Origin of the sequence: Veronia nyctiphanis (assembly GCF_004116385.1) — a bacterium.
Taxonomy (GTDB): domain Bacteria; phylum Pseudomonadota; class Gammaproteobacteria; order Enterobacterales; family Vibrionaceae; genus Veronia; species Veronia nyctiphanis.
On sequence record NZ_PEIB01000012.1, the window covers coordinates 67098 to 88350 of the forward strand.

Genomic DNA, 21253 nt, shown 5'->3' on the forward strand with positions numbered 1-21253 from the left:
TCCTGACCACTACAGCCAGGAGCCGAACAATACTTAGAGCTTTTGGCTTTTACGGCGTCTGAAACTTTTTCAGATTGCCATTTCTCGTCACAGTCAAATAGCCGTCTTCCAGCGCTAGTGGCGCAACAGCAATACCACTGCTGTCCAGCTTTTGCTGAGCAACGAAGTCGCCGGAAAACGGATCGAGCCAATGCAGATACCCTTCACTGTCGCCAACAACGATATAATCATCAATCACCGCGGGCGCAGTCAGTAATCGGTATTCCAGCGCAGCGTTCTTCCAAAGTTCTGTTCCGCTTCGGGCATCGACTGCAACAATGTGATCTTTCGCTGTGATCAAGAAGATACGGTTACCTACCACCTTAAAATCGGTGGCAGAGCTGTAATTGCGACGCCAGCTCAACTGTCCGTTTCGTATATCTAGTGATACAAGTTGGCCATTGTAACCAATTGCAAACAATCTATCACCTACTACGACAGGTGTCGCATCAACGTCAACAAGACGGTCAATCTCTGTCGCCCCTTTTGGAACAGCAATGGAGCGTTGCCATGCAAGCTGACCCGGCTCTACCAAGGCGGCTGCAACTCTGCCGTTTGATAAGCCCCAGAAAACACCATCACGAGCAATATGCGGCGCACTGTTGCCACGCAAAGTCAGCGTTGGTACATCACTGGGCAGTGTCCAAACACCTTCACCCGACGATTCAGATACCGCCGACAAAGCGCCATCGCTCGAGTTAACAACCACAAGCCCATTGCCAACCGCTGGATGAGAAAGTAACTCACCGCCGACATTAGCCTGCCAGAGCGATTCACCTGTCTCAGCATTTAAGGCATAAAGAATACCGCGCTCCGAGCCAATGAAAACCTTATCATCGGAAGCGGTAACACCACCGGACAAGAGTGCGGGAGTATCTTCACCAAGGTTAACAGACCACAGTACTTTACCGGATTCAACGCTGAGTGCTTTCACCGACCCATCGCGATCTGCAGCGAAAACAGTGCCATTTGCGGTCGCAGGAGCCAACTCACTGAAATAGCGCCCGACACCGTCTCCGACTGATTGAGACCACTGTAACGTTGGCTCAAAGCGACTGTCTACCAATGGCAAAGGAGCCATCTGAACGGCCTCTTCCTCACCAGCACAACCCGCAAGCACACCAGCTAACAGTGCCATTGCAGCAATACGTTTAAATCCCTTACTCATTCAGCAACCTTATTGGGTAAGATTATCCAATTTCATCTGTACAAGGCTGTTATCAGCCACAGCAATTGATGCTGCATACGCATCACGCGCTGCATCAACATCGCCTTTTCTGACAAGGATATCGCCACGAAGTTCTGCAATATTTGCTTTCCAGCTCTCAGCAGTGACTTTATCGAGCTCTGACAGTGCGGTGTCAAAGTTACCCAATTCCGCTTCTACGCGGGCAAGGCGAGAGGTTGCGACGGCTTTAAGCGCCTCGTCACCTGTTGCCTGAACAAGACGTAATTGCTCTGTAGCCGCCGACAGATCACCACCCTCAACTTGCTTTTTAGCCAGTTGAAGCGCAGCAAGTGCTGCGTAGGCTTTTCCTTCATTCGCTTTGATGAATCTTCGACTGCTTTCTCACCTTCCGCTTCATTGAGGGAAGAAATGACCTGATTGTAAGCGTCGGATGCTTGTTCCTGACCAGAAATCACATCGGCCTGATAATAGCGCCAGCCGTATAGGCCGCCTAAACCGAGAACAGCTCCAAGAATCACGGCTTTACCGTTTTCCTTAAACCACTTTTTAATCTCTTCGACTTGTTGTTCTTCTGTGGTGTTGACGTCCACGTTTTGTCCTCTTAAACCAATTGAGCCAGTTTTCCGGCTACTTCATCCTGTGAAATGGTCTGCTGCTCGCCACCTTTCAAATCTTTGAAAGTCACCTGACCGTTCTCGACCTCATTCTCGCCAAGAACCAAAGCAACAGAAGCACCAACTTTGTCAGCACGTTTGAACTGTTTCTTAAAGTTACCGCCACCGAAGTGCGTCATAACACGCAAACCAGGAACCTGTTCTCTGAGTTGCTCAGCAAGCGTTACACCCGCCGTTAACGTGCCCTCACCTGCAGTCACTACGTATACATCAACTGCTGCACGTGTTTGATCCAGTTCGAGCTCTTCAAGCATCAAGACCAGACGCTCAATACCCAAACCAAAACCAACACCCGGCGTTGGCTTACCGCCTAACTGCTCAACCAAACCATCATAGCGGCCACCGCCACAGACGGTACCCTGGGCACCTAGACTCTCTGTGATCCACTCAAAAACGGTACGGTTGTAGTAATCAAGACCACGAACCAAACGCTCATTGACCTGATATTCGATACCAACACTGTCCAGCAACGCACAAAGACCAGCAAAGTGGGCGCGTGAGTCTTCATCCAGGTATTCAGATAGCTTTGGTGCATCCACCAGCACAGCCTGAATATCTGGGTTTTTGGTATCCAAAACACGTAAAGGGTTTGTGTGCATACGGCGCTTGCAGTCTTCATCCAACACAGATTCATGCTGCTCAAGAAACGCAATGAGTGCTTCACGATATGTTGCACGCGCTTCCGGAGAACCGATAGAGTTCAGCTCAAGGCGCACATGCTTCTCAATACCCAGCTTGCGCCAAAGACGCGATGTGAGCATGATAATTTCGGCATCCACATCAGGCCCATTCAGACCAAATACCTCAACGCCAAATTGGTGGAACTGACGATAACGGCCTTTTTGAGGGCGCTCGTGACGGAACATCGGCCCCATGTACCATAAACGCTGTTCTTGATTGTACAGAAGACCATTTTCGATGCCTGCACGCACACAACCCGCTGTGCCTTCAGGGCGCAGTGTCAGACTATCGCCATTTCGGTCGTCAAAGGTATACATTTCTTTTTCGACAACATCGGTGACTTCACCAATAGCGCGTGAAAATAAATGGGTAGACTCTACGATCGGCATGCGGACTTCACTATAACCATAAGCACTGGCTACATTACGAAGGGTTGCTTCTACTTTTTGCCATAACGGCGTTTGGCTTGGGAGACAGTCATTCATCCCCCGAATTGCTTGAATAGTTTTCGCCACGTTTACTCTCGAAACCGATCTGTATGATTAAGAAATACGGCCGTCAACTCTGACGACCGTCTTTGATAGTATTTGGGATATTCCTACTTTTCGGATATATCAATACGGTTAGCTGTATCCAGCATCGCCGCTTTGGCTCTGATCTTGGCTTCCAGCTCATCAATCAGGTTGCCGTTGTCAAAACGCTCCTTCTGGCGTTTTCCGTCGTCGTAGTATGCACTGCGCTTGTGGCTACCAGCGACACCAATATGAGACACTTCGCTTCGCCTGGTCCATTAACAACGCAGCCAATGACAGAGACGTCCATGGGAACAACAACATCTTCTAAACGTTGTTCAAGCTCGTTGACGGTACCAATGACATCAAACTCCTGGCGGGAGCACGTCGGGCAAGCGATGAAATTCACGCCACGAGAACGTATTCTCAACGATTTAAGGATATCGAATCCCACTTTGATTTCTTCTACGGGGTCAGCTGCCAGAGAAATACGTAATGTGTCGCCAATTCCCTCACTCAGCAACATACCCAGACCAACTGCAGATTTCACCGAACCTGCACGCGCACCACCCGCCTCGGTAATGCCGAGGTGCAGAGGCTGATCAATTTCCTTTGCCAGTTGGCGGTAAGATTCAACAGCCAGAAAAACATCAGACGCCTTAACGCTAACTTTGAACTGATCAAAGTTCAGGCGATCGAGGATATCAACATGACGCATTGCCGATTCAACGAGGGCTGCTGGAGTGGGTTCACCGTATTTTTCCTGTAAATCGCGCTCTAGAGAGCCACCATTTACACCAATACGGATAGGAATGTTTCTATCACGGGCAGCGTCAACGACTGAGCGTATTCGCTGTTCATTACCAATGTTACCCGGGTTTATGCGAAGGCAATCAACGCCATACTCTGCGACTTTGAGAGCTATACGGTAATCAAAATGAATATCTGCCACTAGAGGGACCGACGTCAATGCGCGAATTTGCTTAAACGCCTCCGCAGCTTCCATGGTCGGGACGGAAACCCTGACAATATCTGCACCAACTTTTTCTAAGGCTTTGATCTGACCAACAGTGGCCTCTACGTCTGTTGTCCGCGTGTTGGTCATAGACTGAACGGCAATCGGCGCTCCATCACCGACAGGTACATCACCAACATAAATTCGGGTCGATTGGCGGCGCTTAATTGGAGATTCTGTTTGCATCAATTTACTCTGAATTACTTCGGAAGGCTGAACCTAGCCACTTTTCCCGATGGAAACTTGCTCATATCTACTGACTCACCTTTGTAGGTCAGCTTAACAGCAGTCGGCGCGCCCAAGACAAATTTAAAAGGTGGCGTGCCGGAAAGTTCCAACGAGTCGCCGGAAGATTTTATCCCTGTTGCCAGGCGTTTGCCACTGCCATCACGAACATCAATCCAGCAATCTGCGCTGAATGCCATCAGAACTTTTGACAATGTTGGCGTTTCAACCGCAGAATCAACAGCGTTATTTTCATTATTCGCGGTGGCTGCAGACGCCGTATTGATAGGGTCCGTTGTCTCAACTGACGGAGTTACATCAGTCTCGATGCTCTCTTTTTCTTCATTCGAAGAAACGTCTGAACTAGCTGAAACCGAAGCTGTCGCATCTTCCATTGTTGAATTTTGCTCTGTTGTTACTTCGGCAACAGATTGAGAAGTGGTTTCTTCGCCTTGCGTTTCAGGCTGAGTATCATCAGCAGGGGTGACAGATAACTGTGTCAGATCCGGCTCGACCTGCGATACGGAATCGTCAATAATTTCTGGCTCAGCCTGCTCTGCTTTACTGTTCTGGTCTTGCCACCACCAGTAGGCAGATAATCCGACGACAACAATGAGAATGACCCATGTGAGTGTCATCAAGTGGGTATCTGACTTTTCAATTTTGGTTTTTCTGGAAAAGCTCTGCATTTGCTGAACATCGGGTTCAGCAGCGTCATCGACCACAAAACCAGAAAGCAGTTGATCAGCATCCAATCCAAGAAGCTTGGAATATGAGCGGATATAGCCACGCGTGAAGGTAGGTATTTGATTATCAGTATCTGTGTTACTTTCGAGGTCTTCTATCACTTTTACGCGAAGACGCAGTCTGTCAGCCACATCTTTTACAGAAAGCCCCATCGACTCCCGGGCTTTTTTTAACACCGTCCCGGGGTTTGACACATCCAAATCTATCTCGTTGTTCTCGGTCTGTTCAGTATTCATTCGCTAGATACAGCCTATATTCTTTTGATTCTGGATATTGGCCAGCGAGTACTTCTGCATATCTCGCTACCTCCATATTATGTCCTTGCGCTGATTCCAGCTTAATCAGGAGGTATAAACTATCTGCACGATACCCGTATCGTTTGTGAAAGTAAAAAAGACGCGATCTTGCTTCGTTGTACTCGCCATCCTCAAGTTCAAGCTTCGCAAGTTGCAGCGTTGAAAGAGGTCGATTTGGTTCGTGGCTCAGTGCCTTTTCAAATGACTCCCTGGCCAGTTGCATATCACCGAATTTCAAAGCGCAAAGTGCTGCGTTCTCGTAACTTCCTGATGTTTTGTAATAGTATGGCTGAGCTATCGCGTTAGCAAAAGCAGCCTGTGCTTCGTCGTATCTTTCGAGACGACATAAAAAAACGCCATAGTTATTCTGAACGTCTCCGTTTTTCGGCGAATAACGTAGCGCTTTCTTGTATTGTTTCTCCGCTGCATCAAGCTCATCCATTTCCTCCAACAGATAAGCATAAGACATCAAAGAACGGTAATACTTCGGAGCATATTGAACGGCAAGTTCAATATTTCGTCTGGCTGATTGCCACTGGCCTGCCTTGAGATAGCCCAAGCCCAGCGCAATTCTCGACTCCGCTTTTTGAATGGTATCAGAACCTGATGGACTTTTCTCTTCCGTAACTGTGACGCAACCAGTCAATACTGCCACAACCAGAACAAAACATAACCGCAAGCGAAGCATTATCTCTCCCTACAACTGCCAGTCTTTCTTTCAGACTGACTTTACAGGGATTTGTTCCTCTACAGTCAGCCTGCCTTGTGTCCGTTTAGTGCGGTCAATCACATCCCCGACTAATTGTCCACACGCCGCGTCAATGTCATCACCACGTGTCTTACGAACCGTTACCGTATACTCGTACTTCATCAAGGTCTTCATAAAACGATCGATGCGAGAGTTACTTGGTTTTTTATATGGTGAACCAGGATAAGGGTTAAAGGGAATCAGGTTTATCTTCGCTGGCGTATCTTTTAGCAGCTCTGCGAGCTGACGCGCATGCTCCATGTCATCATTGACATGATCGAGGAGAATATATTCTACGGTCACGCGGCCACGGTTGGCATTAGATGAGGCAATATAGCGTCTGACTGAACCTAAAAACGTCTCAATATTATATTTATCGTTGATTGGCATGATTTGGCTGCGAAGTTCATCGGTCGGCGCATGCAATGAAATCGCCAGCGCAACATCAATATTGCCTGTCATTTGGTCAAGCCCTGCCACAACACCGGAAGTAGAGACAGTCACTCTGCGTTTCGATAAACCAAAGCCAAAGTCATCGAGCATCAGATTCAATGCGGGTAAAAGGTTCTTGACGTTCAAAAGGGGCTCACCCATTCCCATCATTACCACATTGGTAATAGGGCGACGGCCAGTTTCTTTCTCAACACCAATTTCTTTTGCAGCCCGCCAAACTTGACCAATAATTTCTGAAACTTTCAGATTACGGTTAAAACCCTGTTGTGCGGTCGAACAGAATTTACAATCTAACGCACACCCTACTTGCGAGGACACACAGAGTGTTGCTCTATCGTCTTCCGGGATATAGACCGTTTCAACATCCTGATTTCCGACCTTCATTGCCCACTTGATCGTGCCATCAGACGAATGCTGCGCTGCGCTGACGTAAGGTGCGCGAATTTCAGCAACGCCTTTGAGTTTTTCACGAAGCTTTTTATTGATGTTGTTCATTTGATCAAAGTCATCACAACCAAAATGGTAAATCCACTTCATTAACTGATCGGCGCGAAATGCTTTCTCGCCCAGCTCATCCGCAAAAAAAGCGCGGAGTGCTTGTCGATCAAAATCAAGTAGATTAATTTTTTCCGTTGTCATCGGATTGCCTCGTGAAAAATAAAATAGGTGGAAACTGGCTTCATGCCTGAATGAAGGCGCGAAATTGTACAGCCTTTATCTTAGGGATTCCACCTGTTGCCTCTTTGGATTTATAACCTGAAATATCTTTAAATACAAAAAGGGGAGTAAAACTCCCCTTTTTTAAAAATACTCGCTGGTATTGGTACTGAGTAATATTATCTATCGCATAGCTCTTCAGCTGCGAAAAAGTAGCTGATTTCACGCGCAGCTGACTCTGGGCTGTCAGAACCATGTACCGAGTTAAACGTATAGTTGACAGCATAGTCCGCTCTCAACGTTCCACACGCCGCTTCTTCAGGGTTGGTTTTCCCCATCAGCTCACGGTAACGTGCAATGGCGTTTTCACCTTCTAATACCTGAACCATGATTGGACCAGACATCATAAAGTTAACCAGTTTCTCGAAGAAAGGTTTTCCTTGGTGCTCAGCATAGAAACCTTCAGCCTGCTCTTTCGTCAGACGCAGCATCTTCGCAGCAACAATTCGCATGCCTGCGCTCTCTACTCTATGGTAAATAGCACCAATAAGGTTGCGTTCGACAGCATCGGGCTTAACAATTGAAAAAGTACGCTCTAAAGTCATTCTTATTTTCCTGTGTTCTTTCTTCCGTACTGGCGCCCAACTGATTATTCAGGAGAACTGCCATCACGATAAATTTCTGTGCAAGAGTAGCAAAGTCCCGCCAACAGCCCTAGGCAGTCATGACGGAACCGTTAACTGAGTTAAGAATTGACTTAACGTGATGATTCGTCAACCAACAGACGCGCCAATGTTTTTACGCCCATTCCTGTTGCGCCAACTGACCATTTGTCGTTTCCGGCCTTGCGGTAGGTACCTGAACAGTCAAAGTGCATCCAGCCTTTTTCGTAACCTTCAACAAAATAGGAAAGAAATGCAGCCGCCGTGCTTGCACCTGGCATATATTGACCGCCAGAAACATTCGCCATGTCCGCAAAATTCGAAGGCAACATTTTACGGTGAAAATCAGCCAGTGGGAGTTGCCAGAATAGCTCATTTTCTTTATCTGCAGAGGTAAGGAGACGCTGCGAAAGTGCATTATCGAAACTAAACAGGGCATGGTAATCGTTACCCAGAGCCATCTTAGATGCCCCCGTCAGCGTGGCACAGTCGATGATAAGTTCTGGTTTTTGCTCGCTGGCGTAAAGCAGGCCATCAGCAAGTACAAGGCGCCCTTCTGCGTCAGAGTTAAGCACTTCAACTGTCTTGCCGTTCTTGTAGGTGATCACATCGCCGAGTTTGTAGGCGTTGCTTGAGATCATGTTTTCTGCACAGCATAGGATGAGTTTAACCCGCTTGTTCAATCCGCGACAAATTGCCAGGCCTAGACTACCTGCTGCCATTGCAGCGCCACCCATGTCCGCTTTCATCGAGTCCATAAAGTTTGACGGCTTGATGCTGTAGCCACCGGAATCAAACGTAATGCCTTTACCCACAATACAGGCAAAAACAGGGGCATCACTATCGCCAGTCGGGTTGTAGTCGAGCTGAAGCATGGCTGGCTTGCGAGATGAACCTCGGCCTACAGCGTGAACACCGTTCCAACCTTGCTCTAACAAGTCGTTACCACTGACGATCTTATAGGTAACCTTCTCAGGCTGGGCTGCCAATGATTTCACAAATTCTGCAGCGCGAGAAGCCAGTTGCTGCGGCCCCACTTCTTCCGCTGTTTCGTTAATAATGTCGCGCACCCAGTCGATGGTGCGGATACGATCTTCGAGCTCTTTCGTATCTGCCACTTTCAGCTTTGGTTGCTCAACCGTTACACCACCTTTGGTGTTGCGATATCCCTGATAAAAACTCCATGCAGATTCCAGATCCCAGCTTTTTCCGCTGAGGGCAACATGTTTAATTCCCTGGCTATCAAGCTTTCTCGCTGCCTGTTGAATAATATTCAGTGCATTGCTTTCATCAACATGAATCGTGGCACCTTTACCAGAAAAAGACAGAATCGCATTTGCGCCCCAGTGGGCAGCTGCTGGTTCAGTTGACAGTGAGACAGACATCTTTTCGGTCATGAAGAACTCCTTTTATATCCCGCCACTCGGTTCACACTGTGGCAAGCCATTGATCGACAGTACCAAGTTCAATAACGTGAGATACCGATCATCCTATATGTATAATAAAGCGGGCATATAGCCCGCTTCGGTAATTGCTGATTACTCTGCCTGTAAATAAACGCTAAAACAAGCGTTGTAACAGAGAGTTAATCCATTTCTTCCATCCAGCACAGAATAATCGCTTCCAGAATCTTTTCATTGGAGCGGTTTGGGTCGTCTGAGAACTCTTCGAGCTCCATGACCCACTGATGAAGATCGGTGAACCTTACCGTTTTCGGATCAAGGTCAGGAAACTTATCAACAAGTTCAATCGCAATGTCACGTGAGTCAGTCCATGTGAGGCTCATAGTGATTCTCCGATGTTAATGGTTTTCAGATGCATGGTTGAGCGTATAACGCGGAATTTCAACCACCAGATCTTCGTCAGTTACTTCTGCCTGACAGCCCAGTCGAGACTCAGGCTCAAGGCCCCATGCCTTATCCAGCATGTCATCTTCCAGCTCAGTGCTTTCTTCGAGCGAATCAAACCCTTCACGTACAATGACATGACAGGTAGTGCACGCACACGATTTCTCACAGGCATGTTCAATATGGATACCATTTTTCAGTGCTACATCCAGCACAGTATCACCAGATTTAGCCTCGAGGACAGCGCCTTCCGGGCACAAATCCTGGTGCGGCAATACAATAATTTTTGGCATGATTAAACCTCATCAATCGAATGGCCTGCCAGTGCCTCACGGATAGACTTGTCCATCCGGCGTGCGGCGAATTCCTGGCTCGCTTTATCTGTTTCTTTTATTCCACGCTCAATAGCTGCACCGTCATCGCCGTTTCTCAGCGCGATCAGGCCTTCAATCGATACAACCAGTATTTTTTGTTCTTCTTCAGACAGTAAATCATCACCATCCTGTTGCAGGGCGACTAATAGCCCTTCAATAACTCTGTCAGCTTCCACTCTCTGCTCCGCTAAGTAGCGGGCATTTTTATCGTCTTCTGCATGAGTGAAAGACGACTTGATCATATCAGCAACTTCATCATCACTCAGACCGTATGAGGGTTTAACCTGAATAGATGCTGCAACTTCAGTGCTTTTTTCCATCGCTGTTACTGACAGTAAGCCATCAGCATCGACCTGATACGTCACACGAATATGCGCGGCACCAGCAACCATCGGAGGAATACCTTTCAGGCTAAAGTTTGCAAGAGATCGACAGTCATCAACCATCTCACGTTCACCCTGCACCACATGCACTTTCATGCCTGTCTGGCCATCTTTGAAGGTGGTGAACTCTTGAGCACGAGCAACGGGAATCGTGGTATTACGTGGAATGATTTTCTCCACCATGCCACCCATGGTTTCAATACCAAGAGACAGCGGGATCACATCCAGCAGTAACATTTCGTTACCCGGTTTGTTACCCACGAGAATATCAGCTTGCGTTGCCGCACCAATGGCAACCACTTTATCAGGATCAATCGTAGTAAGCGGTGTACGACCGAAGAATTCACCCACTTTTTCGCGAACCAAAGGCACGCGTGTGGATCCACCGACCATCACAACGTCAAGTACCTGTTCAGTCGTTACTGACGCGTCTTTAAGCGCACGTCGGCAAGAGAGTAGAGTTTTCTTCACAAGAGAAGCGATCAGCTCTTCAAACTGAGCTCGACTCAAAGTGCCTTGCCAACCAAGTACGTCAATGTCGGTTGAATCTGAGTCACTCAGTGATACTTTTGCGGCTGAAGCAGTATTAAGAACCTGACGGTACTGGTCACCGGTTAGCTCACTGAATCCAGCCTGCTCAATCACCCAGTCAGCAACGAGATGGTCGAAATCGTCACCACCCAATGCAGAATCACCACCAGTAGCCAATACTTCAAACACACCTTTACTGAGTTGCAAGATTGAAATATCAAACGTGCCGCCACCTAGGTCATAAACCGCGATGACACCTTCCTGGCCTGAATCCAAACCATACGCAATGGCTGCTGCTGTTGGCTCATTAAGCAGTCTAAGCACATTAAGACCTGCCAGATTCGCTGCATCTTTTGTGCCTGCGCGCTGAGCATCATCAAAATAAGCCGGGACGGTAATAACTACCCCTTCCAGCTCACCGCCTAGTGAGGAAACAGCTCTTTGATTAACGGTTTTCAGGATATCTGCAGAAACCTGAATTGGGTTTTTCACCCCTGCTTTTGTCTCTATCAGCGGAAGTCCATTTTCGGATGCTAACAGGTTGTAAGGCAGGTTTTTATAACGCGCCTGAACATCCTCCAGTGAACGCCCCATCATACGTTTTACCGATATAATGGTATTTGCACTGTCCGTTTCGGTATGAGCACGAGCAGACTCGCCAACGAGCACATCGTCTTCTGCGTAATGAACAATCGAGGGGATCAACGATGCGCCGTTTTCGTCGGTCAATGTACGTGCCGTACCACTTTGCACCGCAGCGACTAAGGTGTTTGTTGTACCCAGATCTATGCCGACAGCAATTTATGTTCATGTGGCGCAGCGCTTTGACCGGGTTCTGCTATTTGTAACAGTGCCATGATAAATCCTGTTTTACCCAGCTACTTCATCCGAGCAGCTGGTCTTCGATTCGTTCAATCTCTTGTTGAAGTTTTACCACAAACTTGAGTTTGCGAACGCCATTTGCGGCGACCTGCCAGTCTTGCTCAACTAATACGTTTGAAAGCTCTGACAGAAGGTCACGATGAAGTTCAGACACCTTAGCGTCGAAATCAAACAACTCTGAATCAGGATCTGACGCATGTGGAATATCTTCCAGCTCTTCGCGAAGCTCCATTTGTTGCATCAAAAATGCAGGATCCTGCATTGTCTGCTGTTCGTCTTTCAGCTCTACACCGTTTAGAGAAAGGATGTATTCAGCCCGACGGACTGGATCATTAAGGGTATGATAAGCGTCATTTATTTGAGCAGCTTTTTGCACCGCCATCAAACGCTCTTGCTCCGAGGCCGTAACAAACCTATCAGGATGGAACCTGCGCTGAAGTTCGCGGAAGTCCGAAGAAAGAGAGCTACCATCCAGCTCAAACTGACATGGTAGCCCGAATAGTTCGAAATGATTCATTTCATCTCACGAGTTAGACGTTAAAGCTCTCGCCACAACCGCACTCACTGGATACGTTCGGGTTGTTGAATTTAAAGCCTTCGTTAAGTCCCTCTTTGGCAAAATCTAATTCAGTGCCATCAAGGTAAACGAGGCTCTTTGGGTCAATAATTACTTTCACGCCATCATGCTCGAAAACCTCATCTCCTTGTTGAAGATCATCAACGAATTCGAGCACGTAAGCCATACCAGAGCAGCCGGACGTTCTTACTCCGAGACGCAACCCAATACCTTTACCTCGGTTATCGAGAAATGCTTTAACACGAGACGCAGCAGCGTCTGTCATAGTAATGGCCATAGTTACAACAACCTCTTTACGCTCTTATGCCTTGTGCTTGTTTTTGTAATCACTGACTGCTGCTTTGATAGCATCTTCAGCCAGGATTGAGCAGTGAACCTTTACAGGTGGTAACTCAAGTTCTTCAGCAATTTCAGCATTTTTGATTGCTGCTGCTTCATCGATTGATTTACCTTTTACCCACTCAGTAACCAGTGAGCTTGACGCGATAGCAGAGCCACAACCATAAGTTTTGAACTTCGCATCTTCAATGATGCCTTCTTCATTCACCTTGATTTGTAGCTTCATCACGTCACCACACGCTGGCGCACCTACCATGCCGCTACCAACGTTAGGATCGTTTTTGTCAAATCCACCAACGTTACGTGGATTCTCATAATGGTCGATAACTTTATTGCTGTAAGCCATGCTCTTGTCCTCGAAGTCCTACAACTGATTAGTGGTGTGCCCACTCAACAGTACTTAAATCAATACCTTCTTTGTACATATCCCAAAGTGGCGACATGTCACGCAGCTTAACAACTGCAGTGCGAACTTGCTCGATGGCATAGTCCACTTCTTCTTCCGTGGTGAAGCGACCAAAGGAGAAGCGAATAGAGCTGTGCGCCAGTTCATCTTCCAAACCAAGTGCACGTAGTACATATGATGGCTCAAGGCTAGCAGATGTACATGCCGAGCCAGAAGACACAGCAAGATCTTTTAATGCCATCAGCAGCGATTCGCCTTCAACAAATGCAAAGCTGATATTCAGATTACCTGCGACGCGCTGTTCCAGATCACCATTGACATATACAGCTTCAAGATCTTTCACACCTTCGTAAAAACGAGTACGTAGAGCCAATGAATGCGCCTGATCTTTTTCAAGCTCTTCTTTCGCGATACGCATTGCCTCACCCATGCCTACGATTTGGTGAGTCGGCAATGTGCCTGAACGCATCCCACGCTCATGACCGCCACCATGCATCTGTGCTTCAAGACGGATACGCGGTTTACGGCGAACATACAAAGCGCCAATACCTTTCGGGCCGTAGAATTTGTGTGCGCTCATTGAAATGAGGTCAACTTTGATTTCTTTCACGTCCAGTGGCACCTTGCCAACTGATTGTGCAGCATCAACATGGAAAATCACTTTTCGCTCACGGCACAGTTCACCGATTGCAGCGATATCCTGAATCACACCGATTTCGTTGTTAACATGCATTACTGATACAAGTATCGTGTCTTCACGAATTGCATCAGCCAGTTTATTCATGTCAATGATACCGTTTGTTTCTGGCTCCAGGTAAGTTACCTCGAAGCCTTCGCGCTCCAATTGACGGCAAGGGTCAAGAACTGCTTTATGTTCTGTTTTGCACGTAATGATGTGCTTGCCTTTTTTACCGTAAAAGTTGGCCACGCCTTTAATCGCCAAATTATTTGACTCAGTAGCACCTGAAGTGAACACGATTTCACGTGGGTCACCATTCAGGTAATTAGCAATGTGTTCACGCGCTGTATCAACCGCTTCTTCAGCTTGCCAGCCAAAGCGATGTGAGCGTGACGCAGGGTTACCGAAGCATCCGTCCATTGTCATGTACTGAAGCATTTTCTCTGCCACACGCTTATCAACTGGGCAGGTTGCAGAATAATCTAAATAAATAGGCAATTTCATTTGTTTCTCCAATGACTCCGTCACGACATTTATTCAGGAGCGAAAATCTACACCGAGTATTTGGTTTTCTTCGCTGCCGTTGGAGCTAAAACCATGTCTAACAGAAGACGCGCTTTCCAGTGACATATCCTGGCGTCCTGCGACCTGTTTGACTTCATTATCTCTCATCAGCTCACCGAGCGTGATGTCATTTAAAAAGCTGCTGATCCTTGCGCTCAAATCACGCCATAAGGTATGTGTCAGACAGCGCGAGCCGCCTTGGCAATCAGATTTGCCTTGACACTTAGTTGCATCAACAGATTCATCAACCGCAGCAATGACCATGCCTACTGCTATCTCATCTGCCTCAAGCCCTAGGCGGTAACCACCTCCGGGACCTCGAACACTGGACACTAATCCAGCTTTGCGAAGGCGCGAGAACAACTGCTCCAAATAAGAAAGGGAGATACCCTGACGCTCGGAGATATCTGCCAGCGGCACCGGGCCGAGGTCAGAATGCAAAGCAACATCAAGCATCGCAGTAACGGCATACCTGCCTTTCGAAGTCAGTCTCATATTACAGTACCCGCAGGAATAAATATGTAATAAGTCTGACATACCCGACTTTTTTGGTCAAGTATTTACCTGACTAAAACAGTCAAGTTTTAATCTTGTTTCTTCGCGTTAAGAAGCTTATCAACAGAAGAGAGTACACCGCGTAAAATATTCAGTTCCTGACTCTCAGGACGAGCTCTATTAAATAGTCTGCGAAGCTTTGCCATTACCATGCCCGGATGTTGCTTATTAATAAAGCCAGTTTTATTTAACACGTCATCAAGATGGTTGTAAAAGCGCTCTAGATCTTCAGCTAACGGGTAAGGCTGCTCTTTGACTTCCCCTTTGTAGGCTTGACTGTCTAACCATGCCATGCGGACTTCGTAGCTTAATAACTGAACTGCCATAGCAAGATTTAGCGAACTGTATTCTGGGTTGGCTTCAATAGCTACATGATAATTGCAACATTGTAATTCTTCGTTTGTCAGACCAGTTCTTTCACGGCCAAATACAATGGCGACAGGGTGTGTACCCGCTTCAGCGACCGCTTTCTCTCCGCATTCTCGGGAGTTTAGCATCGGCCAATCCAACGTCCGGCTTCTCGCGCTGGTTCCAATCACTAAACCGCAGTCCGATACGGCCTCTTCAAGTGTTTCCACAGTGCGCGCATTGTTAGCTATATCACTTGCACCAGCCGCTAACGCTATTGCCTGACCATCTACTTTACATTCAGGCGCGACCAGAACCATGTTCTTAAGGCCCATGACTTTCATCGCACGGGCAGCGGAGCCGATATTGCCGGAATGCGTGGTTCCGACCATAACAATTCGGATATTTTCTAACATTGCTAAACCAGAGTTGTGTGCCAGTTAACGAGGCAGGATTAAAAACGGCAGAATGTTATCATAACGGTGAAACTTTTGTCTGATTTTGACCGCGCTCAGGCCAACAACTGAGCAAAAAATAATCGCTTCCCTTTTGTGTCTAGTTTCCCTATACTCACCCCGCTTTTCGTTCTTTAACATCCGTTGGGAAATTTGTATGCATCCAATGCTAAACATTGCCATTCGCGCTGCGCGAAAGGCAGGCGACTTTATCGCAAAATCTGTTGAAAACACTGATAACGTTGAAACGTCTCAGAAAGGGACTAACGACTTTGTTACTAACATCGATCAAGGCGCTGAACAGATTATTATTGACGTGATCAAAAAATCTTACCCAGAACACAATATCGTCGCAGAAGAAACAGGTATTGTTGAGGGTAAAGATGCCGATTATCAATGGATCATCGACCCACTGGATGGCACCACTAACTTTGTAAAAGGTCTCCCTCATTTTTCTGTCTCTATTGCGCTTCGTATCAAGGGCCGCACAGAGATTGCTTGTGTTTACGATCCAATCCGCAACGAGCTTTTCAGTGCTCAACGTGGCGCTGGTGCGCAACTGAACAGCAGACGTATCCGTGTAAGCGTGAACAAAGACCTCAGTGGTACCATTCTGGCAACTGGCTTCCCGTTCAAAGCGAAACAACATTCAGAGAGCTATGTGAAAATTGTTAGCGCACTTTTCGTTGACTGTGCTGACTTCCGTCGCACTGGCTCAGCAGCTCTGGACCTTTGCTACGTGGCAGCAGGACGTGTTGATGGCTTCTTCGAACTTGGTCTGAAACCTTGGGATATGGCTGCAGGCGAACTGATTGCCCGTGAAGCCGGCGCACTTTGTACTGATTTCTCTGGCGCAACGGATTATATGCAATCCGGTAATATTGTTGCTGCTGGCCCGAAAGTACTCAAAGGCATTCTTGGTAAGATTCGTGAAAATGCCAACGAAGCGATGATGAAATAATCCCTTCTGTTCTGCTATAATTACAGCAGTGTAGATAACAAAAAAGCGGCCAAATGGCCGCTTTTTTATGCTTGTACAGTACCTTCTATGGCATTGCATCAAACTCTTCACCTTCTTTCGTTACCTCTGGTACCAGCAGGTGCTCACGGGTAATACCCAGTTTGAGCGCCAGTGCAGAAGCAACATAAATAGATGAATAAGTACCGACAGTGATGCCTATAAGCAGTGCTGCCGCAAAGCCATGTATCATTGCGCCGCCCTGCGTGAACAGTGCAATAACAACAAACAATGTTGTCCCTGAGGTGATTAACGTACGGCTTAGCGTCTGAGAGATGGATGCATCCATAATCTCCGACGGTGTGCCTTTACGCATCTTACGGAAATTCTCACGAATTCGGTCAAATACAACGATGGTATCATTCAACGAGTAACCAACTACCGTCAACAAAGCAGCGACGATCGTCAGGTCAACCTCAATCTGAAACAGCGAAAAGATACCAATGGTAATGATGACATCGTGAGTCAACGACAATACCGCACCCGCTGCCAGACGCCATTCAAAACGAATAGACACGTACAACAGGATACAGATAAGCGAAACCAGGATGGCCAATCCACCCGCTTCGGCCAGTTCATCACCGACATTCGGTCCAACAAACTCAATCCGGCGCATTTCAACATTCTGACCTGTGCCTTCTTTAATTGCCGCAATGATCTGGGTGCCCAGTTCTTCACCTTTGACATCATCACGTGGACGAAGACGAACAGACACATCCGTCGCGGTACCGAAGTTTTGAGCAACGGCATCACCAAAACCTTTTGCCTCCAGCGCCTCACGAATCAGTGGCAAATCTGCTGGCTGCTCGAACCCAACCTCAATCAGAGTGCCGCCTGTAAAGTCGAGCCCCCAGTTGAGTGACTTGGTTGAGACGATTGCAATTGATGCCAAAATCAGCACTGTCGACAGTAAGAAAGCACCTTTTGACCATCTCATGAAGCCGATTGAGATGTCATCTTTTAATAACTGAAACATTCAATCTACTCCTAAATCGACAGCTTATTGATGCGTTTGCCGCCATACACCAGATTAACCAGTGCGCGGGTACCCACAATCGCTGTGAACATCGATGTCAAAATACCGATAGACAGGGTCACCGCGAAGCCTTTAATCGCGCCCGTACCCACTGCAAACAGAATAATCGCAGTGATCAAGGTCGTGATATTGGCATCGGCAATGGTACTGAATGCATTGCTATAGCCTGATCAATCGCTTGTTGCGGGTTACGCCCTTCGCGGAGTTCCTCACGGATCCGCTCAAAGATAAGCACGTTAGCATCAACAGCCATACCCACTGTCAGAACAATACCCGCAATACCCGGCAGCGTCATGGTTGCGCCCGGAATCAGCGACATGATACCGATGATAAGGACGATGTTCGCCATCAATGCCAGATTGGCGAAAATACCAAAACGACGGTAGTAAACAAGCGTGAACAGCATCACTGCCACAAGGCCCGAGATACATGCTGTGATACCCATATCGATGTTCTGCTGCCCCATTGAAGGACCAATGGTACGCTCTTCGACAATCGAGATAGGCGCAATCAATGCACCTGCACGCAGCAAGATCGCAAGATTGTGCGCTTCGGCCTGTGAATCAATACCTGTGATGCGGAATGAACGCCCCAGCGCCGACTGAATCGTCGCTTGGTTAATCACTTCCTCATGCTTGGTCAAAATCACTTTGCCGTTCGCATCGCGCTTACCAGCATCTTTATATTCGATAAACAGTGTCGCCATCAGCTTACCAACATTGTTTTTACTGAAGGCACCCATCTTGCTGCCACCTTCACTATCAAGGTCAATGTTGACTTGTGGTCGACCGTATTCATCACGACTAGACGTTGCACCTGTGATGTGAGTACCACCAAGAATGATGCGTTTTTTCAGCACAGCTGGCTGACCATCACGGGTATACTTCACTTCACTGCCCGGCGGTATACGACCCGCCGCAGCGGCCGCCAGATCGGCATTCGAATCGACTTCACGGAATTCCAGTGATGCAGTCGCACCAAGAATCTCTTTCGCCTGCGCCGTGTCCTGAACACCAGGAAGCTGAACGACGATTCGCGTCGCGCCCTGACGTTGAACCAGCGGTTCGGCAACACCCAACTCATTCACACGGTTACGGAGAATGGTGATGTTCTGCGTTACAGCATCATTACGGAGCTCTTTAACACGCTCTTCAGTGAAGACTGCCGTCAGTTGCTTGGCTGCCTCATCAACACGGAAAACCATATCTGGATAAAGTTTCGCCAGCTCTTGCTCAGCCTTAGCAACATCCTCAGCTTTACGCAGCACCACTTCGATTGTCTGATCTTTAGTGAGGCGAATACCGCGATAACGAATTTTCGCTTCACGAAGCTCAGTACGGAAGACATCTTCCTGTTGGCTCAGCAGCTTTTCCATCGCAGCATCCATATCCACTTCCATCAAGAAATGAATACCACCACGAAGGTCAAGACCAAGCTTCATCGGGTTACCGCCCAAAGCTTCTAGCCATTCTGGTGTAGAGGCTGCAAGGTTTAACGCAACAATAGCGCCTTTCCCCAACTGACGGTTGAGTACGTCACGGGCTTCGATTTGCGTATCGGTATCTTTGAAGCGAACGAGAACAGTATTGTTTTCAAGCGCGATAGATTTGTAGGTGAGGCCGCTCTTATCGAGGGTTTCGGTGACAGAGTCCAGAGTTGAGAGATCTACCGAGGCACCACGTGCCCCGGAGATTTGCACCGCTGGATCTTCGCCGTATATATTGGGAAGTGCATAAAGTGCGCCGACAAAAATGACCAGCGCAACCATGATGTACTTCCACAAAGGATATCGGTTCAGCACAGCTTTGATCCTTTATGGTTGCGAAATTACAGTGACTTCATTGTGCCTTTTGGCAGTACAGCTGTCACAAAATCCTTTTTGATAGTCACTTCATTGTTATCGTTAAGAGCGATCACGATGAAGTCGTTGTCTTCTGAAATTTTGGTGATTTTACCAACCAGACCACCACCAGTAAGAACTTCATCCCCTTTGCCCATAGAAGCCATCAGATCTTTATGCTCTTTCACGCGCTTCGCCTGAGGGCGATAGATCATGAAATAGAAAATGACAGCAAACAGACCTAACATGATGAAAAGCTGGAGACCGCCGCCCTGCGGAGCTGCTTCGCCTGCTGCGTAAGCTGGTGAGATAAACATTCGTTTACGTCCTCGTTTGTATTTACGTTATTAAAATTAATCTTCTTTAAGCGGTGGTACTTCCCGACCACGGCGCGCATAGAAATCTTCTACAAAGGCATCCAATTTACCTTCGTCAATGGCCTTACGCAAACCTTCCATCAACAACTGATAATGTCGTAGATTATGGATCGTGTTCAGTCGGGCACCGAGAATTTCATTACAGCGATCAAGGTGATGCAAGTATGCCTTGCTGTAGTTTCGGCAAGTGTAACAGTCACACTCTGGATCCAGTGGACTTGTATCACTTTTGTGCTTCGCATTACGGATCTTGATCACACCATCGCTTACGAATAAGTGGCCGTTACGCGCATTACGCGTTGGCATCACGCAATCGAACATATCGACACCGCGACGGACACCCTCAACCAAATCCTCGGGTTTACCGACACCCATCAGGTATCTTGGCTTATCTTCAGGCAGTTGTGGACAGGTATGCTCCAAAACACGGTGCATATCTTCTTTCGGTTCACCGACAGCAAGACCACCGACAGCATACCCGTCAAAGCCGATCTCTGTCAGACCTTTAACCGAGACATCACGCAGGTCTTCATACACCGAACCCTGCACAATGCCAAACAGCGCGTTTTTGTTTTCAAGCTTGTCGTGGTGGTCTCGGCTGCGTTTTGCCCAGCGAAGACTCATTTCCATCGACTTTTGCGCTTCTTCATGTGTTGCCGGGTAAGGCGTGCACTCGTCGAATATCATCACGACGTCTGACCCCAGGTCTTTCTGGATTTCCATCGATTTCTCGGCATCCATGAAAATCTTGTCGCCGTTCACAGGGTTACGAAAATGCACACCCTCTTCGGTGATTTTGCGTATATCACCCAGCTGAACACCTGAAAGCCGCCAGAATCGGTCAGTATAGGTCCCTGCCAGTTCATAAAATCATGCAGGTCACCATGCATCTTCATCACTTCCTGGCCCGGACGGAGCCACAGGTGGAAGGTATTCCCCAAAAGGATCTGAGCACCTGTCTCTTTGACTTCTTCCGGTGTCATTCCTTTCACCGTACCGTAGGTACCCACTGGCATAAACGCCGGGGTTTCAACGGTTCCACGTTCAAACTCTAAACGACCACGACGCGCGCGACCGTCTGTTTTAATTAACTCGTATTTCACAATGCCTCCAAAGCGCCAGAGAAACAGTCTGGCAAATGTTC

General features: G+C 47.7%; 18 protein-coding genes and 5 pseudogenes. 1 reads left to right on the forward strand and 22 read right to left on the reverse strand.

Features of this window, described 5'->3' with window-relative positions:
• Positions 1-49 precede the first annotated feature (49 nt).
• From bamB to trmJ, 18 genes and pseudogenes are all read right to left on the reverse strand, one after another.
• Positions 50-1207, reverse strand: a complete 1158-nt coding sequence (bamB, locus tag CS022_RS11420; RefSeq protein ID WP_129122384.1) for an outer membrane protein assembly factor BamB — start codon at positions 1205-1207, stop codon at positions 50-52.
• A gap of 9 nt (positions 1208-1216) precedes the next feature.
• Positions 1217-1818 (reverse strand): annotated as a pseudogene (locus CS022_RS11425) (YfgM family protein).
• Positions 1819-1829: 11 nt separating this feature from the next.
• Positions 1830-3098: a histidine--tRNA ligase gene (hisS, locus tag CS022_RS11430; protein WP_129122385.1), complete on the reverse strand. Its 1269-nt coding sequence runs from the start codon at positions 3096-3098 to the stop codon at positions 1830-1832.
• Between the two features lie 83 nt (positions 3099-3181).
• Positions 3182-4296: pseudogene (gene ispG / locus CS022_RS11435) on the reverse strand (flavodoxin-dependent (E)-4-hydroxy-3-methylbut-2-enyl-diphosphate synthase).
• A 14-nt stretch (positions 4297-4310) separates the two neighbouring features.
• The gene (rodZ, locus tag CS022_RS11440) at positions 4311-5318 is read right to left on the reverse strand and encodes a cytoskeleton protein RodZ (protein ID WP_129122386.1); all 1008 of its coding nucleotides are present in this window, start codon (positions 5316-5318) and stop codon (positions 4311-4313) included.
• Positions 5308-6066 carry a type IV pilus biogenesis/stability protein PilW gene (pilW, locus tag CS022_RS11445; protein ID WP_201746263.1) on the reverse strand — a complete coding sequence of 253 codons (759 nt, stop codon included), beginning with the start codon at positions 6064-6066 and terminating at the stop codon, positions 5308-5310. The genes rodZ and pilW overlap by 11 nt, the downstream gene beginning before the upstream one ends.
• A 30-nt stretch (positions 6067-6096) precedes the next feature.
• Positions 6097-7218: a bifunctional tRNA (adenosine(37)-C2)-methyltransferase TrmG/ribosomal RNA large subunit methyltransferase RlmN gene (locus CS022_RS11450; RefSeq protein ID WP_129122387.1), complete on the reverse strand. Its 1122-nt coding sequence runs from the start codon at positions 7216-7218 to the stop codon at positions 6097-6099.
• A 197-nt stretch (positions 7219-7415) separates the two neighbouring features.
• The gene (gene ndk, locus CS022_RS11455; RefSeq protein ID WP_129122388.1) at positions 7416-7841 is read right to left on the reverse strand and encodes a nucleoside-diphosphate kinase; all 426 of its coding nucleotides are present in this window, start codon (positions 7839-7841) and stop codon (positions 7416-7418) included.
• Between the two features lie 152 nt (positions 7842-7993).
• Entirely contained in the window at positions 7994-9295 is a 1302-nt protein-coding gene (pepB, locus tag CS022_RS11460) for an aminopeptidase PepB (RefSeq protein WP_129122389.1), read from the reverse strand.
• A gap of 188 nt (positions 9296-9483) precedes the next feature.
• Entirely contained in the window at positions 9484-9684 is a 201-nt protein-coding gene (gene iscX / locus CS022_RS11465) for a Fe-S cluster assembly protein IscX (protein ID WP_129122390.1), read from the reverse strand.
• A gap of 15 nt (positions 9685-9699) precedes the next feature.
• Entirely contained in the window at positions 9700-10038 is a 339-nt protein-coding gene (gene fdx, locus CS022_RS11470) for an ISC system 2Fe-2S type ferredoxin (protein ID WP_129122391.1), read from the reverse strand.
• A 2-nt stretch (positions 10039-10040) separates the two neighbouring features.
• A pseudogene (hscA, locus tag CS022_RS11475) lies at positions 10041-11890 on the reverse strand (Fe-S protein assembly chaperone HscA).
• 26 nt (positions 11891-11916) lie between these two features.
• Positions 11917-12432 carry a co-chaperone HscB gene (gene hscB / locus CS022_RS11480; RefSeq protein ID WP_129122392.1) on the reverse strand — a complete coding sequence of 172 codons (516 nt, stop codon included), beginning with the start codon at positions 12430-12432 and terminating at the stop codon, positions 11917-11919.
• Positions 12433-12445: 13 nt separating this feature from the next.
• Positions 12446-12769 carry an iron-sulfur cluster assembly protein IscA gene (gene iscA, locus CS022_RS11485; protein ID WP_129122393.1) on the reverse strand — a complete coding sequence of 108 codons (324 nt, stop codon included), beginning with the start codon at positions 12767-12769 and terminating at the stop codon, positions 12446-12448.
• Positions 12770-12793: 24 nt separating this feature from the next.
• Complete coding sequence (iscU, locus tag CS022_RS11490; RefSeq protein WP_129122394.1) at positions 12794-13177, reverse strand: Fe-S cluster assembly scaffold IscU; 384 nt, start codon at positions 13175-13177, stop codon at positions 12794-12796.
• A 28-nt stretch (positions 13178-13205) separates the two neighbouring features.
• Positions 13206-14420 carry an IscS subfamily cysteine desulfurase gene (locus CS022_RS11495; protein ID WP_129122395.1) on the reverse strand — a complete coding sequence of 405 codons (1215 nt, stop codon included), beginning with the start codon at positions 14418-14420 and terminating at the stop codon, positions 13206-13208.
• Between the two features lie 33 nt (positions 14421-14453).
• Positions 14454-14975: a Fe-S cluster assembly transcriptional regulator IscR gene (gene iscR, locus CS022_RS11500; protein WP_129122396.1), complete on the reverse strand. Its 522-nt coding sequence runs from the start codon at positions 14973-14975 to the stop codon at positions 14454-14456.
• Between the two features lie 89 nt (positions 14976-15064).
• Positions 15065-15799: a tRNA (cytosine(32)/uridine(32)-2'-O)-methyltransferase TrmJ gene (trmJ, locus tag CS022_RS11505; RefSeq protein WP_129122397.1), complete on the reverse strand. Its 735-nt coding sequence runs from the start codon at positions 15797-15799 to the stop codon at positions 15065-15067.
• A gap of 196 nt (positions 15800-15995) precedes the next feature.
• On the opposite strand from trmJ, the gene suhB reads away from it, so the two are divergent.
• Positions 15996-16799: an inositol-1-monophosphatase gene (gene suhB, locus CS022_RS11510; RefSeq protein ID WP_129122398.1), complete on the forward strand. Its 804-nt coding sequence runs from the start codon at positions 15996-15998 to the stop codon at positions 16797-16799.
• A gap of 85 nt (positions 16800-16884) precedes the next feature.
• Here suhB and secF read toward each other — a convergent pair whose 3' ends face one another.
• The 4 genes and pseudogenes from secF to tgt form a co-directional block, all read right to left on the reverse strand.
• Positions 16885-17832 (reverse strand): protein translocase subunit SecF, encoded by a 948-nt coding sequence (gene secF / locus CS022_RS11515; RefSeq protein ID WP_129122399.1) that lies wholly within the window; start codon positions 17830-17832, stop codon positions 16885-16887.
• Positions 17833-17843: 11 nt separating this feature from the next.
• A pseudogene (gene secD, locus CS022_RS11520) lies at positions 17844-19693 on the reverse strand (protein translocase subunit SecD).
• A gap of 26 nt (positions 19694-19719) precedes the next feature.
• Positions 19720-20049, reverse strand: a complete 330-nt coding sequence (gene yajC, locus CS022_RS11525; RefSeq protein ID WP_129122400.1) for a preprotein translocase subunit YajC — start codon at positions 20047-20049, stop codon at positions 19720-19722.
• Between the two features lie 36 nt (positions 20050-20085).
• Positions 20086-21212 (reverse strand): annotated as a pseudogene (tgt, locus tag CS022_RS11530) (tRNA guanosine(34) transglycosylase Tgt).
• Positions 21213-21253: the final 41 nt, after the last annotated feature.

Excerpts from the sequence above, each read along its gene's own strand:
- yajC (WP_129122400.1), bottom strand. The coding sequence starts at position 20,049 with ATGTTTATCTCACCAGCTTACGCAGCAGGCGAAGCAGCTCCGCAGGGC.
- iscU (WP_129122394.1), bottom strand. The coding sequence starts at position 13,177 with ATGGCTTACAGCAATAAAGTTATCGACCATTATGAGAATCCACGTAAC.
- iscA (WP_129122393.1), bottom strand. The coding sequence starts at position 12,769 with ATGGCCATTACTATGACAGACGCTGCTGCGTCTCGTGTTAAAGCATTT.
- pepB (WP_129122389.1), bottom strand. The coding sequence starts at position 9,295 with ATGACCGAAAAGATGTCTGTCTCACTGTCAACTGAACCAGCAGCTGCC.
- ndk (WP_129122388.1), bottom strand. The coding sequence starts at position 7,841 with ATGACTTTAGAGCGTACTTTTTCAATTGTTAAGCCCGATGCTGTCGAA.
- iscX (WP_129122390.1), bottom strand. The coding sequence starts at position 9,684 with ATGAGCCTCACATGGACTGACTCACGTGACATTGCGATTGAACTTGTT.
- CS022_RS11450 (WP_129122387.1), bottom strand. The coding sequence starts at position 7,218 with ATGACAACGGAAAAAATTAATCTACTTGATTTTGATCGACAAGCACTC.
- bamB (WP_129122384.1), bottom strand. The coding sequence starts at position 1,207 with ATGAGTAAGGGATTTAAACGTATTGCTGCAATGGCACTGTTAGCTGGT.
- trmJ (WP_129122397.1), bottom strand. The coding sequence starts at position 15,799 with ATGTTAGAAAATATCCGAATTGTTATGGTCGGAACCACGCATTCCGGC.
- rodZ (WP_129122386.1), bottom strand. The coding sequence starts at position 5,318 with ATGAATACTGAACAGACCGAGAACAACGAGATAGATTTGGATGTGTCA.
- secF (WP_129122399.1), bottom strand. The coding sequence starts at position 17,832 with ATGTTTCAGTTATTAAAAGATGACATCTCAATCGGCTTCATGAGATGG.
- CS022_RS11495 (WP_129122395.1), bottom strand. The coding sequence starts at position 14,420 with ATGAAATTGCCTATTTATTTAGATTATTCTGCAACCTGCCCAGTTGAT.
- suhB (WP_129122398.1), top strand. The coding sequence starts at position 15,996 with ATGCATCCAATGCTAAACATTGCCATTCGCGCTGCGCGAAAGGCAGGC.
- iscR (WP_129122396.1), bottom strand. The coding sequence starts at position 14,975 with ATGAGACTGACTTCGAAAGGCAGGTATGCCGTTACTGCGATGCTTGAT.
- hscB (WP_129122392.1), bottom strand. The coding sequence starts at position 12,432 with ATGAATCATTTCGAACTATTCGGGCTACCATGTCAGTTTGAGCTGGAT.
- pilW (WP_201746263.1), bottom strand. The coding sequence starts at position 6,066 with ATGCTTCGCTTGCGGTTATGTTTTGTTCTGGTTGTGGCAGTATTGACT.
- fdx (WP_129122391.1), bottom strand. The coding sequence starts at position 10,038 with ATGCCAAAAATTATTGTATTGCCGCACCAGGATTTGTGCCCGGAAGGC.